The organism is Microbacterium sp. JC 701 (assembly GCF_021026215.1).
Taxonomy (GTDB): Bacteria; Actinomycetota; Actinomycetes; order Actinomycetales; family Microbacteriaceae; genus Microbacterium; species Microbacterium algihabitans.
In genome coordinates this window covers 612918-629859 of sequence record NZ_JAJNCV010000001.1, presented here as the reverse complement: position 1 = coordinate 629859, position 16942 = coordinate 612918, and the positions used below count along the sequence as shown (strand labels likewise).

Below are 16942 nucleotides of genomic sequence, written 5' to 3'. Positions count from 1 at the left end.
GTCGGACGCACTCTCGGAGCGATGTTGGTGGCCGGGGCCCTCGCGCTCGGCGGGGCCGCGCCGGCCGCGACCGCCGCCGCCGGCGGCGAATACGACTGGTGGTACGACGCCTACCAGGTGCAGACCGCGCACGACGCGGGCCTCACCGGCGCCGGGGTGAAGGTCGCCGTCATCGACGGGCAGATCGATCCGAGCCTCCCGGTGTTCGAAGGCCGCAACCTCACCGTGAGCGAGGCTCAGCCGTGCAAGAACGGTGCGGCCTCGGCGACGGAGTCCGCCAACGAATCGTCCGTCCACGGCAGCACGATCACGGCCATGATCATCGGTAACGGCGCCGGCCCGAGCGGCGTTCGCGGTATCGCGCCCGATGCGGCCGTGACGTTCTACGGGTATGGATCTTCCGCAGAGAAGAAGGAACTCTGCGAGAGCCCCGAAGCCGGCCTGCGCGATTTCGGCTTCGCGGTCAAGACCGCTGTTGATGACGGCGCGAAGATAATCACGACCTCTGTGTCGATGTCGGCTTCCCCGAGCGATGCCACGGCCATCGCCTACGCGGTCGCAAAGGGGGCGATCGTGCTCGTGGCCACTCCGAACGCCGATTCCAGCTCCCTCGCGTCGAACGATCTGAGCACCATGAACGGCGTCGTCGCGGTCTCGGCCATCGACAGCTCGGGCGCCCTCCAGCCCGGTGACGGCGCATCGCCCTTCGGCGTGGCTCACGCCGACATCGTGGCCGCGGGAGTCGACCTCCCGACCGTGGGAGTCTCCGGCGACTGGAACACGAGCGGGGTCACCACCGGATCGTCTTTCTCGGCGCCGGTCGTCGGCGGAATGCTCGCCCTCGCGGCGCAGAAGTGGCCCGAGGCCACCGGCAATCAACTGGTCCAGGCGATGATCGCGACCACCAACGGGACGCAGCACGATCCGACGCGCACCGAAGACGGGTACGGCTACGGCGCCGCGTGGTTGCCCACGATGCTCAGCATCGATCCCACTGGCTATCCGGACCAGACACCGCTCATGAACAAACCGGCGGGCTTCCCGACAACGGAGCAGATCGACCGCGCTGTCGCCGCCGGAGGTTTCACCCCCGACGAGCAACCCCGCAGCGTCGACCAGTACGCCGACGCCGAGCCCACCTCCACCGGCTCCGATCTCGGAGCGCTGGTGATGTGGGCCGCGATCGGTATCGGAGCCCTCATCGTGGCGGCCGTGGTCGTCATCGTCCTCATCGTCGTCACCCAACGCCGCAAGGCTGGAAAGGGGAACAGATCGTGACAGGTATCTGGGAGCAACGTCTGCAGAATCTCGCCGAGGGCGGCGTGCCGTGGGACCTCCCGACCAGGTGGGAGCTGGCCGGGGCGCTCGAGGCACTCAAGCAGGTCCTCGACTCTGCCGCGGAAGACCCGGGCCTCGCGGGCGCGTCAGGCGACGCGGCACGAGCGCAGTTCACTCGGACGTCTCTCGAGATCGACGACCAACTCGTCTACCTCCGAGAGCACGTTCCGAGTCGGCTCGACCAGGCGAACGAGGTACGCCAGCAAGCGCGTGACTCCGCGGCGTCCCTTCCTCAAGGCCAGATGGACCCCGGGCAGCAGGCCATGGTCCGCGGGGCAGCCGCCGGAGCCTCCATCATCTTCGGTCCGGTCGCGTTCCTCGCCGGGGAGGGTGCGGGCCGTGCCATCAACGACTACATGGCTTCGCAGCGCGAGGCGGCTGCTCGAGAGGCCGTGGAGAAGCACTCGAACCAGTTGGACGATGTGGCGCTCGATCCACCCCCTCCGTTCACCGGGGGCGAATTCCCGCCTCCCCCGCCTCCGCCGCCCCCGCCGCCGCCGTACGACCCCGACGGCGGTACCGGCTCCACCAGCGGCCGAAGCTTCCAGTCGTACCCCGACTGGGACATGACCCCTGGCGGCGGCTCGAGCGGAGGCGGCAACGTCGGCGGTGGCAACATCGGCGGCGGTGGCGAGATCGGCGGCGGCGGTAATGGCGGCGGCGAGGTCCCGACGGGCCCCGGACCCGGTGACTACGGCCCGTTCCCGACCCCGACCCCGGTTCCCGGTGGCCCGGCGCCCATCGACATCGGCAACGTTCCGCCCGACCCGACGCCTGACGGTCCCGTGATCGGCAGCCCGACTCTTCCCGGCGGCATCTCGACGATGCCCGGTGGAGGTCTCGTCGGCGGTACGCCCGGCGGACCCGGTGCGGGCATCGGTTCAGGGCTCGGCGCGGGCCTCGTCGCCGGCGGTGGTGGCGCTCTGGCGCTCGGACGCATGGGCGGTGGTGGAGCCGGTGTCGGCGGCAGCCTGTTCGGCGGAGGGGCGGGCGGGGCCGGAGGCTCCGCCAAGGCCGGCGGTGGCGCCCGCTCTGGGGGTCTGCTCGGCAAGACCCCCGGTGGCTCCGGTCTCGGCGCCCGTGGCGTCGGCGGCCTCGCCGCCGGCGGCGGCGGCACGCCCGGTTCGACCGCGGCCCGTGGCGCCGGTGTGCGCGGCGGGGCGACCGGCCTCGGCGGAGCGGGCGGTGCCGGAGGCACGGGCACCGCCGGTGGATCCGCCAAGGGCGGCGCCCGCGGCGTCGGTGTCGGAGGCGGCTCGGCAACAGGCGGGCCCGCAAAGGGCGGGGCCCGCGGCGTCGGAGGCGGCTCTGCCGCCGGCGGCGGCCGCGGAGCGGCCTCGGGCTCGCGCGGCGTGGGCGGCATGGGCGGCCCCGGCTCGCGCTCCGAACGCAAGGATGAGGCCGCACGCGGCCTCGGAGGCCCGATCGCTCCTCGCATGGAAGACGACGAAGAGATCGCCCCCCGGTCGGAGAACGCGCAGGCTGGCGGTCGCGACGAGTGACCGCTCGCCGAACACGTCCCTGCCTGATCGACTCCACGAAAGAGGAGAACCACGATGTCTGACCGCATCTCCGCCGGAGAGGGCGCGCTCGTCCGGGGCGCCGAAGCGGTGTCGGGCGCGCACGCTGACGTCAACGACAGCGTCCGGCGCGTGCTCGCCGAGCTCGACGAGCTTGCCGGTAACTGGGTCGGCGACGCCGCCTCGTCGTACAGCGCGCTGGTCAACGAGTGGACGGCCAGCGCCGACCGCTTGAACAGCACGCTCGTGACGCTCAGCGCCGCGCTCCGCTCGACCGCACAAGACCAGGAAGCGGTCGAAGAACAGCACCGCACCACCATCCACGGACTCGGCTCGATGCTGGGAGGCGAATGATGAGCGACCTACGTGTCACCCCGGAAGCACTCCATTCGGCGGCGGGTCGCCTGCGCGCCGAGTCTGCCCGCATCGATGCGACCCTCGGCGGCCTCGACGCCGAGGTCTCGCGGCTGCGCGGCCAGTGGGAGGGCATGGCCCAGGTCGCCTACAACAACGCCCAGCAGCAGTGGAGTGCGACTCTCGAGCAGATGCGCGACGTGCTGCAGCGCATCGCGAACGCCACGGACTCCATCGCCGATGACTACGTCAGCGCCGACCGCGCCTCCGCGGCGCGGTTCGACGGGGCGTGACGCACCGCCCCGATAGGCTTTCGGGGTCTGACCGCAGGGGGGCTTCGGTCCGGAAAGAAGGGGCCGCGGATGGCTGACGTCATGAATGCGACGCGCGCATTGCTGCGTCTGTCGGTGCAGAGCGAGGGGCGACGTCTCGACATCGCCGTACCGGCGCAGGTGCCGGTCATCGAGTTCCTCCCCGGCTTCGCGCGCTCTCTCGGCGTGCTCGATCCGTCCATGACCTCGGCGGGCTACGCCCTGCACCGCGCGGACGGAACCACCGTCGATCCTTCGCTCGGCGCCTCGGCCCAGGGAATCGTCGACGGCGAGGTACTGACGCTGGTGCGCGGCGGCCTCGTCGCCCAGCCGCGGGTCTACGACGACATCGTCGAAGCGGTGCTCGACGCCACCTCGCAGCAGAACCGGCCGTGGACGACGCGCGACAACGCCCGCACCGCCCTCGCCGTGAGCCTCGCTCTTCTCGGCGTCTGCGCGGTGCTGCTCCTCGCCGCCGGACGCACCCTGCCCTTCGGCGCCCTCGTCGCCGGCGGCGGCGCCATCGTGCTTCTCGTCGTCTCCGCCGTGGTCGCACGTCTCGGGCAGCGCGAAGCGGGCCAGGGTCTCGGCATGGCGGCGGCCGTCTTCGGCGCCGTCGCGGGCTATCTCGCGATCCCCGCGGCGATCGACATGTGGGGATGGCCCATGGCCGCAGCCGGCGGCGGCGCGTTCGTCATCGCTGGCGTCTCGCTCGCTTTGACACGAGCACACGCCGAGCTTCAGCTTGCTCCCCTCGTCGCCGGCGGCGCGATCGGCGTCGCGGGCACCCTCGCCGCCTTCTTCCCTCCCGCCATGGTGTGGACGCTCATGATCGGCGTCGTCGGCACGCTCGCGGGCGCCCTCCCCTGGCTCGCGATGGGCACGACGCGGCTGCGCGTGTTCTCGCCCCAGAGCGACGTGGAGATGTTCGCCGACCCCGAGCCGATCGACGCCGACGACATCGCCGCTCGCGTCGCCCAGGGCAAGCGCATCCTCATCGCCCTGCGGCTCGCCCTCGCCGCGGCCGTACTGGTCGCCACTCCGCTCGTGGCCGCGCAGAACGCCACCGGTGCGATCCTGTGCGCTCTCGCCTTCGCCGGCATGATGTTCCCCTCGCGGCAGACCTACGCCCGCTCGGGCGTGCTCACGGTGATGGCCACCGGCGTGCTCGGCCTCGTCGTGGCCGGCGTCGTGGCGTCGCTCGCGCAGCCGGGCCTGCGCGTCGGCATCCTGATCGTGCTCGCCGTCGCGACCGTCAGCGTGGTGACCGTGACCCTGCTGGCGCCCAAGACGCGCCTGCGCCTCATCCGCGTCGCCGACACCGTCGAGCTGCTGGTGCTCGCCTCGCTCCTGCCGCTGTCGGTCATCTCGTCCGGACTGGCCTGACCCGATGGCCACCAAGGGCGACCTGATCGAGGCGCAGAACTTCTCGCGCCGACGCCTGCTCACCGCGTTCGTCAGCGGCGCCCCCGGCGGCAAGGAGCTCCAGCCGACCTCTCCCCTGCGCGCGGTGATCGCCGCAATCGCGCTGACCGTGATCGTCGTGCTGGTGGGCGTGTTCTACGGCCTCATCCGCCCGGGTCTTCCGACCGGCTGGGAGAACGGCAAGCTCGTGCTGGTCTCCGACACCGGAGCACGCTTCGTCACCGTCGACGGCGTGCTCCACCCGGTGATCAACACCGCCAGCGCCCGCCTGCTGCTGCCCGCCGACAACTTCGGGGTCATCTCCACCGACCAGGCGACGCTCGCCGGCACCCCCGTCGGGAACACCCTCGGCATCACGGGCGCCCCCGACGAGCTGCCCCCCGCATCGGGTCTCATCAACTCGGGCTGGAGCGCGTGCGTCACCGACGACGCCGCCGTCGACGTCCGAGTGAGCACGGCCGCGGCTCCGACTCCCGCCACGGGCAAGGCCGTCGTGGTCTCCGTCGACGGCCTTCTGCACGTGGTGCAGGGCGAGCGCAGCTTCGCGGTGTCGAACGAAGATCCGGATGCCGTGTTGCGCGCCGCCGGCATCTCGTCGCTGAACCCGGTGCCGGTCTCGGCCGCCTGGCTCGACCTGTTCACAGCGGGCACGCCGTTGACGCCGATCACGCTGAAGAACTTCGGCCAGGGCGTACCGGGCACCTCGCTCAAGGTCGGCGAGGTGATCCGCCAGACGGGCACCCCCGACGACGAGCGTTACCTGGTGCAGACCGGCGGTGTGCTCGTGCGCCTGACGCCTCTCGCCTGGCAGCTGTACCAGCTCGGAAGCGGCAGCGCCCTCGGTACGAGCGTCACCGAGGTCTCGATCGACGAGACCCGCAACCTCCCGACCGCGACGCAGGACCTCGGTCAGGACTGGCCCGAGACCGCGTTCGACACCGTCGCGGCGGGCCAGCGCCCGTGCGCCGTGCTCGAGGGCGGCGAGGGTCAAGCCGTCACGGCCCTGGCCACGCAGCCGACGTCGACGGCGGTCACCGCCGGGGTGCAGGTCGAGCCCAGCCACGGCGCCCTCGTGCGGGCCGGCGGGCGCGGCGACCAGAACTCGAGCGTGCTCACCCTGGTGGATGCCACCGGCACGGCCTATCCCCTCCCCGGCGCGAGCGAAGAGGTCATCTCCCGCCTTGGATACAGCACCGACGACGTCGGCGCGGTGGCCGACGGGTGGACGGCCCTGCTCGCGACCGGCCCGTCGCTGACGGAGGGCGCCGCGCAGACCACGCCGGAGACGAAGTGATCCCGGGCATCCGACGCGTCGGCGCGGTTGCGCTCGCGACCGGGATCCTGCTCGCGGGAGTGCCCGCCGCGGCGCACGCCGGAGTCGGAGCCCCGGTCTCGGCGCAGGGCCTCGGCCCGGCATCCGGGATCGTGTCGGCCACGCAGGAGCAGTGCGACGCGTCGACGCGCGTGACCCAGACCCCGCTGGCGCTCGCCCAGCTGCAGAGCGACGCGGCCTGGGCGCTCACTCGCGGAGCGGGCGTCACCGTCGCGGTGGTCGACTCGGGGGTGGCGAAGAACCCGCACCTCGACGACAACGTCGTGCCGGGGGTGAACCTCGTACCCGACGGCACCGACGCGAACGGACGCACCGACACCTACGGTCACGGCACCGTCATCGCGGGCCAGATCGCCGCGCAGGTGATCTCGGGCTCCGGGGTGCAGGGCCTCGCGCCCGAGGCGAAGATCCTGCCCATCCGCGTCTACGCGGGCGACGAGAAGTCGCAGATCGACGCGGGTATCGGCCCGAACACCGCGCGCATGGCCGAGGGCATCCGCATCGCCGCCGACCGGGGCGCGCAGGTCATCAACGTCTCGATGAGCACGACCGAGAAGAACGGCGCCCTGGCCGACGCCGTCGCCTACGCGAAGTCGCGCGGCAGCCTCGTCATCGCGAGCGCGGGCAACCGCGATTCGACGGCCGCGGTCGAGCAGAGCGACGCCGACGGCATCCGCTACCCGGCCGGATTCTCGGGCGCGATCGGCGTCTCGGCCACCAACCTCGAGAGCGCCGTCACGAGCGACAGCATCCGCGGCACGCACGTACGACTGTCGGCTCCGGGTCAGGCCATCGCCTCGGCCTGGCCGTTGGGCGGCGACTGCGTGGTGGCGAAGGAGCAACCCGCGACGAGCTACGCCGCGGCGTACGTGTCGGGGGCGGCTGCTCTCGTCGCGGCGGCGCACCCCGGCGAGACCCCCGCGCAGTGGGCGTACCGCCTGGAGGCGACCGCCGTGCGGCCGCAGCCCGACGATCGCTCGAACATCACCGGGTGGGGCTTCGTGCAGCCCTATGACGCGATCGTGCTGGTCCCCGGCTCGGGGCTGCGCGGGCCGAACAGCCCGTTTCCGGGAGCCTCGCCCACGGCCTCGCCGACCGGAACGCCCGCTCCGGTGGCCGTGGTCGTCGGGCCGGGTCCGGATGCCGCGGCCATCTCGACCATGACCGGCATCGGCGTGGCGGGACTCGTGGCGCTCGGCGCCATCGGCGCACTGGCCGTGTACGTCAGCCGCCGTCGCGAAGAGACCGCGTCGCGGCGCCCGGCGCCGACGGGTCGCGGCCTGTACGGTCCCGACCCCGCGGAGTAGGAACGCCCCGCGACGTCAGGCCGTCGGTTCGGGGCGCAGTTCGACCTGCGCGTCGCCGAGTCGGAAGCGGCTGGGAACGATCGCCGTGCCCCCGGCCGACAGCTTCTCGGTGCGACCGTCGTCGTGCACCAGGGTCACTCCGTTGGTCGACTCCAGGTCGGTGATGGTCCAGCCCGTAACCGTCCAGTCGAGGCGGGCGTGACGCTTCGACATGGTGCGCGTGTCGTCGGTCACCGTGACGTACTGCACGCCTTCGTCGTCGACGGACGGACGACGGCCGAGCACGACGGTCCGGCTCTCGAGGGCGACGAGTTCTCCACCGGGCAGGCGCAGGCTCCACTCGCCACGGCGGCGTGACCGCGGACGTGCCGTCTGCGTCATCTCCTCGATGGGCGAGGCGGCGGCCGACGACTGCTCGTCGGGACGCTGCGCCGTGGAATCGGTCGTCTCGGCGACCCGGCCGAGCTCCTCGCCCTCCGCGGCGGGCGCGCCGGCGGCCGCGATGGTGGGCGTCTCGGCGCCGGCAGCGACGGCGGGCACCTCGGCGACGGGGGCGGAGCTCGGCACCTCGACGGAGGGCACGGCGTCAGGCACCTCGGCGACCTCTCCGTCGTCGAGCGGGGCGGTGCCGCTCGGCGCCACGGTCGTCTCCTCCGCAGGCACCTCGCCGATGAGGACGGGCCCTGGCAGCACCGGGATACTCGGCGTCTCCTGCGTGGCCGACCGCGCGCGGCGACCTCCGGCCGCGGCAGCCGGCGGAGGCGGATCCGTCGTCGCAGCGGAAGCCGAAGAGGGACTCGCAGAAGTCGTCGCGGAGGCTGCCGCGGTCGACGCCTCACCCGCCGTCGCCTCCGCCCCCGGCACGGCGGTGATCGGCGCAGGCTCGCCCTCGGCCACGGTCACGACCTCGGCGTCGTCATCGGTCGCGTGATCCACGGCATCCGGAGTCTTCTCCCCGGCGGCGAGTACGCCCGCCCACACGGGAGGGAACACCAGCGCGAGGGCCGTCGTGCCCGCCCCGCGACCGGTCGGCTCGCCGAGACGGTGCGCCGCGCGCGCCTTGAGCACGAGCCCGTAGACGTTGACGCCCGGGACGAGCAGCAGTACGGCCCGCACCGGGTCCTGCCGGCCGAGGCGGAAGATCTCGGCCTCGTTCAGCAGCGGGATCCACGCCCGCCAGGGCTCGCCCCCGCGGCCCGCGAACACGCGAGACAGGCCGATGGCGTACCAGACGTGCAGCACGAGGGCCAGCACCAGCACCGCTCCCGCGGTCACGGCGATCAGGCTCAGAGCATCCATGCGTCCTCCGTCGACGGTCTGACTCGACGCTACCGTGCGGGGTGGCCTCCCACCTCGCCGGCAGGGGGCGAGATCCGCGACACCGCGAGGGGAACGACGACGCTCGCGGCCTCGAGGTCGACGCGCCGCGCCCCGCACGCGGAGCAGCGGACGTACCGCACCCGACCCTGACTGGTCGAGTGCGCCGACTCGGTGATCCAGCCGTGTTCGTGAGGGGCGGATGCCGAGACGGCGAGGGCGAGCAGGTCTGAGGCGGTCATGATCCCAGCGTGATGTAATGCCGTTATGCATCTCAACCCTTACGGGGAGTACGCGGTCCTGCTGGCCGCGTCGCTCGCGAACGACTGGCCCGCCGATCGCGCCGGCATCGAGGAGCGTACGCGCGAGATGGGGATGACGATGACCTTCCCCGTGGCATCCGGAGATCACGAACGCACCCGCGCGGTCATCGACGAGTGGCTCCGCGTGGTCGACGAGACAGACCCCGCCGCGCGCGCCGCGCTGCTGAACGCGCAGATGGCCGCGGTCACCGCCTACCCGCGCCTCACCGACCACGACGGCGAGGGGTGGCACCTGCACTACCGCGACAGCGACGAGGCGCTCCCCCGCGTGCTCGCCGCCGTCATCTCGGTGGGCACCTCTCTGCACCTCGTCACGCGCGGCATGAACCGCCTCGGCCGCTGCGCCGCCGACCCGTGCACGAACGTCGTCGTCGACGTCACCCGCAACGGCCGTCAGCGCTACTGCTCGGTGCGCTGCGCCAACCGCGCCGCCGTGCGGAGGCACCGCTCGCGCCTCGGGTAGGGCGAGGGCTCGACGCCCCCCTAACCCACGACTTCCGCCATGACGTGGGGATGGCGGAACATCCATGCCAGCGCATACGTTGCTGTGGACACCGATGAAGGAGATTCCATGGCCGACGAACTGACCGTGACCCGCAACGACGAGGCGGGCCGCTACGAGATCCACGTGGGCGACGGGCTCGGGGGCTTCATGGAGTTCCGCCCCGCGAGCGGCGACCGCACCGAGCTGCCCCACACCGAGGTCGACCCGGCGTTCAAGGGTCGCGGCCTGGGCTCGACCCTCGCGAGTGAGGCGCTCTCCGACCTCGCTCGCCGCGGCGACACGATCATCCCCTCGTGCCCCTTCGTCGCGCACTACCTGAGCGAGCACGACGTGCCCGGCCTGTCCGTCGACCAGCCCGAGCAGGGCGACACCGACGCGGCCGGAGGCGGCGACCGGTCGTGACCCGACTCGACGTCGCTCCCCCGGCATCCGAGGGTCCGATCGACTGCGACGGCCCCCGCGCGTTGATCGTCGAGGCACGAGAGGTGCCGCTGGGCGGCGTGCGCGGCATGGAAGTGCACCGCACCCTCCCCCACCGCTCGCTGCCGATGGTCGGCGCCTGGTGCTTCCTCGACCGCTTCGGCCCGCAGGACACGCTCATGCGCGTCGAGCCGCACCCGCACATCGGACTGCAGACGGTGACCTGGCCGATCATCGGCGAGGTCCGGCATCGCGATGCCGTGGGCAGTGACGTCGTCGTGCGCCCGGGCGCCCTGAACCTCATGACCAGCGGCGCGGGGATCGCGCACTCCGAGTACTCGGTCGGCGAGGGGCCCATCCCCCTCGACGCCCTGCAGCTCTGGGTGGCGTTGCCCGAGTCGCGGCGGCACGGGGAGCCCGCGTTCGAGCGTCACGAGGACCTGCCGGTGCTCGACCTCGGCGAGGGGGCCGATGCGGTCGTGGTGATGGGCGCGCTCGGCGAGGTCGTCTCACCCGCGACGGTGCACACCCCGATCGTGGGCGCCGAACTCCGTCTGCCGGCCGGCGTCACCGTGCGTGTCCCCCTGCGCCCCGAGTGGGAGTACGCCCTGTACGGCATGACGGGCACTGCCGAGGTCGAAACGGGGGCGGATGCCGTGAACGCCGACGCCGCGCGACGCCCCGGCACTCCTGCCGAGCCGGGGTCCACGGCATCCGTCGACCACACCCGCTTGATCTACCTCGGCCGGGGCCGCGACCATGTCGAGCTGCGCAGCGACGGGGGTGCCCGCGTGTTCCTGCTGGGCGGAGAGCCGTTCGAGGCCGACATCGTCATGTGGTGGAACTTCGTGGGCCGTTCGCACGACGAGATCGTCGAGGCCCGCGAGGCGTGGGAAGCACAGGCGCCGCGCTTCGGGACCGTGATCGACCACGGCCCCGAGCGCATTCCGGCGCCGCCCCTGCCAGGCGTGCGTCTCACACCGCGGAGGCGGCGGGGCTGAACTCAGTACGTCGGCGCCGCCGGGAGTCCGAAGAACTCCTCCAGGGTGGTGAAGCCGCCCTCGTGGTAGGCGCGAGCGAGTTCAGGACCGATGTAGCGCAGGTGCCACGCTTCGGGCTCGTATCCGCTGACCGCTTCGCGACCCTCCGCGTACCGCGTGACGAAGCCGAACTCCCACGAATGCTCGCGCACCCACGCGCCCTGAGCCGACGCGGCGACGTCGTCGAGAGTGCGGCACGAACCGTTGCAGGGCACGATGTCGACGGCCAGACCCGACTGATGCTCGCTGTAGCCGGGTCGGGCGCTCTCGCGATCGGCACCCTCCACCCCGCTGACGCGCACGCGGCCGGCGTACGTGGACTTCTGGGTCGTGTACGAGCGGAACGCGCTCAGGTAGCCGATCTCGCCGGCTCCCGCGTCGGAGGCGGCCTTCACCATCGCGGTGAGCGCGTTCGCCGCCGGCGTGCGCAGTGCGGAGTCTTCGAGGGCGCGGACGTTCGCGGGCATGATGAGGTCGCCCGGGTAGTAGTCGACGGGCTCAAGCGGCCGCTGCTTGTTGACGACGACCCATTCGCGGTTCGGGTCGGAGAGCGATACGCAGGGCGCGATCCCGGATGCCACGGCCTCACGGAAGGCGCTGCCTCCGCCGGCCGCGGCGATGGCGGCGGCGTCGTCGCCCGCAGAGAGCGCCGTCGTGACGGCCGGGTCGTCGCACGGCGTGGCCGTTGCCGCCACCGCTGACACCGCGGGCACGGGGAGCCCCTCGGAGGGGACAGCGGGGGGACCGGCGATCGCCGCCGTCACGGTAGCGTCGTTGGCGCTCGTCGAAGCCGTGGCATCCGCCCCCGCCCCCATCGCCAAACCGGCGGCCACGGTCGCGGTGGCGACGACCACCGCGAGCGCTCCGGCGACGACCGCGAGCCGGCGACGGCGGGCCGTCGGCAGAGCGGAGAACCACTCGGTCGCGGCACGGAGTCGGCCGCCTTCGGACGAGGAGGGCGAGGCCTCGACCGGCGCGAACGAACGACGGCGAAGCGGTGCCGCGTTCGATCCGGCCTCGCGGAGAGTGCGGCGCGTCGGTGACGCAGAGGTCTCGGGCGCGGCCGGGGCGACAGGCACGGAGAGCGCCGCCGTCGCGAGTCGCTCGGCTTCCGCGCGCGCGGCGCGGCGGGGAGAGAGCTCGGAATCGGGGGACATGACTGGTCCCATTGTCTCCCGGGACCGCGGACCGGTCGACCCCGCCTCACCTGGTGGACGCCCCCGCGGCCCTCACAGCGCGTCGCTGAAGGCGACTTCGCCCGCCGCGACGAACACGAGGACGATGCTGAGCGTGCCGGCGACGAGCAGCAGGGCGGGATGCGCGAGCCCGACCACCACGCGCCGGGTGCGCGGCGACTCGGCGAAGAACTGCTCGGGGATGCGGTGCCGTGTCGGCACCGGCGCCCACCCGCGCAAGCGCGCGATGTACCCGACGCAGCGGAAGATGAGCACGGCCCACAGCACCGCGACGATGAAGGGCACGACGGCGCCGAAGATCTCGAGAGCTTCCTCCCACGCCGCTTCGGTGTTCGAGCGGGAATCCTCGGTCAGCTGCACCGCGACGGCCGCACCGAGCACGACGGATCCGATCCACAGGATGAGCGCCCCGAGCAGGGCGAAGAAGCGCGCGAAGAAGTGACCGAGGATCGACGGTTCGGACTCCAGGTGCGCACGGGGCGTCTGCGACAGCACGAGCAGCGTCGCGCCCAGCGAGGGCAGCGCGGCGCTCAACGACACGGCCACCCGCAGGGGCTCCGGGCCGTCCGCGAGGTCGACGACGACGATCAGCACGGCCATCGCCGCGAGCCAGATCCATCCTGCGGCCGCGGGGTGACGTTCGACCCACGACGGATGCAGGGGCTCGAGGCGGCGCCCGGCCGCCGTCAGCAGCGCGTGGCCTCGCACGTGTCGCACGGTCTCCATGCGCCCCTCGTTCCCATCGCGGCAGACGAACCAGCGACGCCTGTCACATTATCGCGAGGGCATTCGAGCATGGGAGCGATTATCGGATGCCGGGGCTTGCCCTCGTGTCGAACATGTGTTCGAATGTGAGTATGCGGTGGCAAGGTCAACAACTCGGCGTCGACGACTCGGGAGCCCTCCCGGGCATGGAGCGCATGGACGGCCTCGTGCGCTCGGTCACGACGCCGGAGTTCGCGGGCATGACCTTCCACGAGGTGCTGTGCAAAAGCGCATTGAATCGCGTTCCCGGGGTTTCGGCGATGCCATTCGATTGGACGGTGAATCCCTATCGCGGATGCACTCATGCGTGTTCATATTGCTTTGCTAGGAAAACGCATGAATACCTCGACCTCGATTACGGGGCCGATTTCGATTCGCAGATCGTGGTCAAGGTCAACGTCGCCGACGTGCTGCGCACAGAGCTGCGGCGCGGGTCGTGGGCCCGCGAGCCCGTCATGCTCGGGACGAACACCGATCCCTACCAACGCGCCGAGGGGCGCTACCGCCTCATGCCCGACATCGTCGGCGCCCTGACCGACAACGGCACGCCGTTCTCGATCCTCACGAAGGGCACGTTGCTCCGACGCGACCTGCCCCTGCTCACCGAGGCGGCGCAACAGGTGAAGGTGTCGCTGGCGATGTCGATCGCGGTGTTCGACGACACGCTGCAGCACTCGATCGAGCCGGGCACCCCCAGCGCCGAGGCGCGCCTCGACACGGTGCGCGCGGCGACCGAGGCGGGGTTCCGCGTGACGGTGTTCCTCATGCCGATCATCCCGCACCTCACCGACTCGATCGCCGCGCTCGATCACGCCCTGGCGCGCATCCGCGCCGCGGGTGCGGCGCGCGTCGTCTACGGGGCGCTGCACCTGCGCCCCGGGGCGAAGCAGTGGTTCTTCGAGTGGCTCGAACGCGAGCACCCGCACCTCGTGTCGTCGTACCGGGGGCTGTACCCCGGTGTGTCGACCTCCGCCCCGAAGGCCTACCGCACCTGGCTCGGCAAACGCATGCGACCGCTCCTGCGCATGCACCGCCTCGACGGGTGGGACGAAGACGACCACCCGCGCGGTCGACCGCAGCCCGGCCTCGCGGCACGCACGCCGACGCCGGCGAGCAGCCTCGGACCCATCAGGTCGACCGGGGTCCCGGCATCCGCCCGCCCCCGTGTCGCGCCGGCGAGCGAGCCCACGCTGTTCTGAGGTTGCGACGTGACCGGCGAACGACGAAGGCCCCCGTCCGCGCGATGCGGACGAGGGCCTCCCTGACGACGATTACGCGTCGACGTTCGAGAGCTGACGGCCCGAGAGCTCCTCGAGCACGTCGTCGCCGAGCGCGGTTTCTTCGAAAGGAGCCTCGATCTCGGCGCGGTCGAGCAGCTCGGTCATGCGACGACGACGCTGGCGCGTGATCAGCGTGACCACGGTGCCGGCGCGACCGGCGCGACCGGTGCGGCCCGAGCGGTGCAGGTACGTCTTGTACTCGTCAGGGGCGTCGGCCTGGATGACCAGGTCGATGTCGTCGACGTGGATGCCGCGGGCGGCGACGTCGGTTGCGACGAGCACGTTCACGCGACCCGAGGTGAGCTTCTCGAGGTTGCGCGTGCGCTTCTGCTGGTTGAGGTCACCGTGCAGGGCGACGGCCGAGATCCCGGCGTCGTCGAACTGCTCGGCGAGCATCTCGGCATAGGCGCGGGTGCGGGCGAAGACGAGCGTCTTGCCGGCGCGGTCGACGAGCGAGTCGAGGATCTGCGCCTTGTCGCGGTGCTCGATGACGAGAACGCGGTGCTCGATGGTGCTCGAGTCCTGGTCTTCACCGGCGACCTCGTAGACGGCCGGCTCGACGAGGAACTCGTCGACCAGGGCCGCCACCTCGCGGTCGAGCGTGGCCGAGAAGAGCAGCTTCTGGCTGCCCTTCTTGGTCGCGCGGAGGATGCGCTGCACGGGCTCGAGGAAGCCGAGCTCGCACATGTGATCGGCCTCGTCGAGGACGGCGACCTGCACCTGCGAGAGGTCGAGCTTGCCCTGGTTCAGCAGGTCTTCGATGCGACCCGGGGTGCCGATGACGATGTCGACGCCCTTCTTGAGCGCACCGACCTGACGCGCCTGGGGCACGCCGCCGTAGACCTGGGTGGTGAACAGGCCAACGCTGCGCGCGAGCGCCTGCACGGTGCGGTCGATCTGCAGGGCGAGCTCGCGCGTGGGGGCGAGGATGATCGCCTTGGGGGCGCGAGCGAACTCACGACGCTGACCCGCCTGCGAACGCAGGATGCTCTCGACCAGCGGTGCGCCGAAGGCGATGGTCTTGCCCGAGCCGGTGCGGCCGCGGGCGAGGACGTCGCGTCCCTCGAGGATCGGAGCGACGGTGGCCGCCTGGATCGGGAAGGGGCTCGCCGCACCGAGACCGGCGAGGGCGCGGACGAGGTTGTCGCCCAGACCCAGCTCGGCGAAGCCGGCACCGGTCACGGTCGCGGCGTCAACGGCCTCGGCCTGCAGGCGCTCGTGCACGACGTCGACGCGCTGCTCGTGCTCGGCGGAGCGCTTCGGGGTGTTGTTCTCCCCACGCCCACTCCACCCGCCGCTGTCGCGTCGAGCGGAGCCTCCGGGCGCGTGGCCCCAGTCGCTGCGGCTCGGGCCGTCGTTACGGCTCGGGCCGTCGTTTCGGCGGGGGCGCTCGTCGAAGGAGCGGGCCGGGCGGTCGCTGCGGTCGAACGAGCGAGCGGGACGCTCACCGGCGTCGCGACGGGGACGCTCGTCACGATCGAACGAACGCGCGGGGCGCTCGGTGCGGTCGAACGAGCGAGCCGGACGGTCCTCGAACGAACGGGCCGGACGCTCGCTGCGGTCGAACGACCGGGCGGGACGCTCACCGGCATCGCGACGGGGACGCTCATCGCGATCGAACGAACGCGCGGGACGCTCGGTGCGGTCGAAGGAGCGGGCGGGACGGTCGTTGCGGTCGAACGAACGGGCCGGACGGTCAGCGGCGTCGCGACGGGGACGCTCGTCACGATCGAACGAACGCGCAGGACGCTCGGTGCGGTCGAACGACCGAGCCGGACGCTCGTTGCGGTCGAAGGAGCGGGCGGGACGCTCGTCGAACGAACGCGCGGGGCGGTCGCTGCGGTCGAACGAACGCGCGGGACGCTCACCGGCGTCACGACGGGGACGCTCTTCACGGTCGAAGGAGCGGGCGGGACGCTCGTCGAACGAACGCGCGGGGCGGTCGCTGCGGTCGAACGAACGCGAGGGACGCTCACCGGCGTCACGACGGGGACGCTCGTCACGGTCGAACGAACGCGCGGGACGGTCATTGCGGTCGAACGAACGCGCGGGGCGATCGTCGAACGAACGGGCCGGACGGTCGTCGCGAGCCGAGGTGCGGATGTTGCGGGCCTCGGTGCGGCCGGCGCGGTCGGCGGCGTTCCAACGCCCCTTGTCGGGGGTGACCTCCGACTCGGGGCGGTAGCCGCGGTGGTTGGGGCTCTTGCTGCCGGGCTTGGCGGGGCCTTCGGTACCGGGACGACGCTTGCGGTCCTGGAACGAAGTCTTGGCGCCGTAGCGGGGCTCGAAGTTTTTGGCGGCGCGGCCGCCGGCGGGCTTCTTGTTCTTGGGCATGGAGAAACTTCCTGGGTTCTGTTCGCGCGAAACAGCGACACCGCTCGTGGCGGTGCGAAACCCGGACTCTCGTCGGCCGGGGGCCAATTCACTAGTGATGGTCGAGGCCGCGATCGCGTCCTGTCCATCGGCCCCTTGGACTACAAACCCATCCGCGCATCACGCGCGGTGTCC

16 protein-coding genes are annotated in these 16942 nt (G+C 72.0%); 11 read left to right on the top strand and 5 right to left on the bottom strand.

Annotated elements, in window-relative coordinates; genetic code table 11:
* Nucleotides 1–21: 21 nt before the first annotated feature.
* The 7 genes from LPW41_RS03045 (at nucleotide 22) to LPW41_RS03015 (ending at nucleotide 7588) form a co-directional block, all read left to right on the top strand.
* Nucleotides 22–1278: a S8 family serine peptidase gene (locus LPW41_RS03045; RefSeq protein ID WP_230704082.1), complete on the top strand. Its 1257-nt coding sequence runs from the start codon at nucleotides 22–24 to the stop codon at nucleotides 1276–1278.
* The gene (locus LPW41_RS03040; protein WP_230704081.1) at nucleotides 1275–2840 is read left to right on the top strand and encodes a hypothetical protein; all 1566 of its coding nucleotides are present in this window, start codon (nucleotides 1275–1277) and stop codon (nucleotides 2838–2840) included. The genes LPW41_RS03045 and LPW41_RS03040 overlap by 4 nt, the downstream gene beginning before the upstream one ends.
* Before the next feature lie 54 nt (nucleotides 2841–2894).
* Nucleotides 2895–3212: a WXG100 family type VII secretion target gene (locus tag LPW41_RS03035; protein WP_144830148.1), complete on the top strand. Its 318-nt coding sequence runs from the start codon at nucleotides 2895–2897 to the stop codon at nucleotides 3210–3212.
* Entirely contained in the window at nucleotides 3212–3505 is a 294-nt protein-coding gene (locus tag LPW41_RS03030; protein WP_144830152.1) for a WXG100 family type VII secretion target, read from the top strand. The genes LPW41_RS03035 and LPW41_RS03030 overlap by 1 nt, the downstream gene beginning before the upstream one ends.
* A 69-nt stretch (nucleotides 3506–3574) precedes the next feature.
* The gene (eccD, locus tag LPW41_RS03025) at nucleotides 3575–4909 is read left to right on the top strand and encodes a type VII secretion integral membrane protein EccD (RefSeq protein ID WP_144830155.1); all 1335 of its coding nucleotides are present in this window, start codon (nucleotides 3575–3577) and stop codon (nucleotides 4907–4909) included.
* A gap of 4 nt (nucleotides 4910–4913) precedes the next feature.
* Nucleotides 4914–6242, top strand: a complete 1329-nt coding sequence (eccB, locus tag LPW41_RS03020) for a type VII secretion protein EccB (RefSeq protein ID WP_144830158.1) — start codon at nucleotides 4914–4916, stop codon at nucleotides 6240–6242.
* Nucleotides 6239–7588, top strand: coding sequence for a S8 family serine peptidase (locus LPW41_RS03015; protein WP_186325424.1), 1350 nt, complete (start codon nucleotides 6239–6241; stop codon nucleotides 7586–7588). Before eccB ends, LPW41_RS03015 begins: the two co-directional genes overlap by 4 nt.
* 15 nt (nucleotides 7589–7603) lie before the next feature.
* Here LPW41_RS03015 and LPW41_RS03010 read toward each other — a convergent pair whose 3' ends face one another.
* Nucleotides 7604–8887, bottom strand: coding sequence for an FHA domain-containing protein (locus LPW41_RS03010; RefSeq protein ID WP_230704080.1), 1284 nt, complete (start codon nucleotides 8885–8887; stop codon nucleotides 7604–7606).
* 29 nt (nucleotides 8888–8916) lie between these two features.
* On the bottom strand, nucleotides 8917–9147 hold the full coding sequence (locus LPW41_RS03005) for a hypothetical protein (RefSeq protein ID WP_144830167.1): 231 nt from the start codon (nucleotides 9145–9147) through the stop codon (nucleotides 8917–8919).
* Between the two features lie 25 nt (nucleotides 9148–9172).
* Between LPW41_RS03005 and LPW41_RS03000 the strand changes: the two genes are divergently transcribed.
* Genes LPW41_RS03000 through LPW41_RS02990 form a run of 3 tightly spaced genes read left to right on the top strand, consistent with a single transcriptional unit; the run spans nucleotide 9173 to nucleotide 11154 of the window.
* Nucleotides 9173–9691, top strand: a complete 519-nt coding sequence (locus LPW41_RS03000) for a CGNR zinc finger domain-containing protein (protein ID WP_144830170.1) — start codon at nucleotides 9173–9175, stop codon at nucleotides 9689–9691.
* A gap of 39 nt (nucleotides 9692–9730) precedes the next feature.
* On the top strand, nucleotides 9731–10135 hold the full coding sequence (locus LPW41_RS02995; RefSeq protein WP_368858422.1) for a GNAT family N-acetyltransferase: 405 nt from the start codon (nucleotides 9731–9733) through the stop codon (nucleotides 10133–10135).
* Nucleotides 10132–11154: a pirin family protein gene (locus LPW41_RS02990; RefSeq protein WP_230704078.1), complete on the top strand. Its 1023-nt coding sequence runs from the start codon at nucleotides 10132–10134 to the stop codon at nucleotides 11152–11154. Before LPW41_RS02995 ends, LPW41_RS02990 begins: the two co-directional genes overlap by 4 nt.
* Nucleotides 11155–11156: 2 nt before the next feature.
* On the opposite strand, the gene LPW41_RS02985 is transcribed toward LPW41_RS02990, so the two are convergent.
* Both LPW41_RS02985 and LPW41_RS02980 read right to left on the bottom strand, forming a co-directional pair.
* Nucleotides 11157–12350, bottom strand: coding sequence for a M15 family metallopeptidase (locus LPW41_RS02985; protein ID WP_230704077.1), 1194 nt, complete (start codon nucleotides 12348–12350; stop codon nucleotides 11157–11159).
* Between the two features lie 72 nt (nucleotides 12351–12422).
* Nucleotides 12423–13115: a hypothetical protein gene (locus LPW41_RS02980; RefSeq protein WP_154096826.1), complete on the bottom strand. Its 693-nt coding sequence runs from the start codon at nucleotides 13113–13115 to the stop codon at nucleotides 12423–12425.
* Nucleotides 13116–13246: 131 nt separating this feature from the next.
* Between LPW41_RS02980 and LPW41_RS02975 the strand changes: the two genes are divergently transcribed.
* The gene (locus LPW41_RS02975; protein ID WP_230704076.1) at nucleotides 13247–14353 is read left to right on the top strand and encodes an Rv2578c family radical SAM protein; all 1107 of its coding nucleotides are present in this window, start codon (nucleotides 13247–13249) and stop codon (nucleotides 14351–14353) included.
* Nucleotides 14354–14425: 72 nt separating this feature from the next.
* Here the strand turns inward: LPW41_RS02975 and LPW41_RS02970 are convergent, their stop codons facing one another.
* Nucleotides 14426–16768, bottom strand: a complete 2343-nt coding sequence (locus LPW41_RS02970) for a DEAD/DEAH box helicase (RefSeq protein ID WP_230704075.1) — start codon at nucleotides 16766–16768, stop codon at nucleotides 14426–14428.
* Nucleotides 16769–16942: the final 174 nt, after the last annotated feature.

Coding starts and splice junctions, on each gene's coding strand:
- LPW41_RS03045 (WP_230704082.1), top strand. CDS start 22: ATGTTGGTGGCCGGGGCCCTCGCGCTCGGCGGGGCCGCGCCGGCCGCG.
- LPW41_RS03035 (WP_144830148.1), top strand. CDS start 2,895: ATGTCTGACCGCATCTCCGCCGGAGAGGGCGCGCTCGTCCGGGGCGCC.
- LPW41_RS03030 (WP_144830152.1), top strand. CDS start 3,212: ATGAGCGACCTACGTGTCACCCCGGAAGCACTCCATTCGGCGGCGGGT.
- eccD (WP_144830155.1), top strand. CDS start 3,575: ATGGCTGACGTCATGAATGCGACGCGCGCATTGCTGCGTCTGTCGGTG.
- eccB (WP_144830158.1), top strand. CDS start 4,914: ATGGCCACCAAGGGCGACCTGATCGAGGCGCAGAACTTCTCGCGCCGA.
- LPW41_RS03010 (WP_230704080.1), bottom strand. CDS start 8,887: ATGGATGCTCTGAGCCTGATCGCCGTGACCGCGGGAGCGGTGCTGGTG.
- LPW41_RS03005 (WP_144830167.1), bottom strand. CDS start 9,147: ATGACCGCCTCAGACCTGCTCGCCCTCGCCGTCTCGGCATCCGCCCCT.
- LPW41_RS03000 (WP_144830170.1), top strand. CDS start 9,173: ATGCATCTCAACCCTTACGGGGAGTACGCGGTCCTGCTGGCCGCGTCG.
- LPW41_RS02995 (WP_368858422.1), top strand. CDS start 9,731: ATGACGTGGGGATGGCGGAACATCCATGCCAGCGCATACGTTGCTGTG.
- LPW41_RS02985 (WP_230704077.1), bottom strand. CDS start 12,350: ATGTCCCCCGATTCCGAGCTCTCTCCCCGCCGCGCCGCGCGCGCGGAA.
- LPW41_RS02980 (WP_154096826.1), bottom strand. CDS start 13,115: ATGGAGACCGTGCGACACGTGCGAGGCCACGCGCTGCTGACGGCGGCC.
- LPW41_RS02975 (WP_230704076.1), top strand. CDS start 13,247: ATGCGGTGGCAAGGTCAACAACTCGGCGTCGACGACTCGGGAGCCCTC.
- LPW41_RS02970 (WP_230704075.1), bottom strand. CDS start 16,768: ATGCCCAAGAACAAGAAGCCCGCCGGCGGCCGCGCCGCCAAAAACTTC.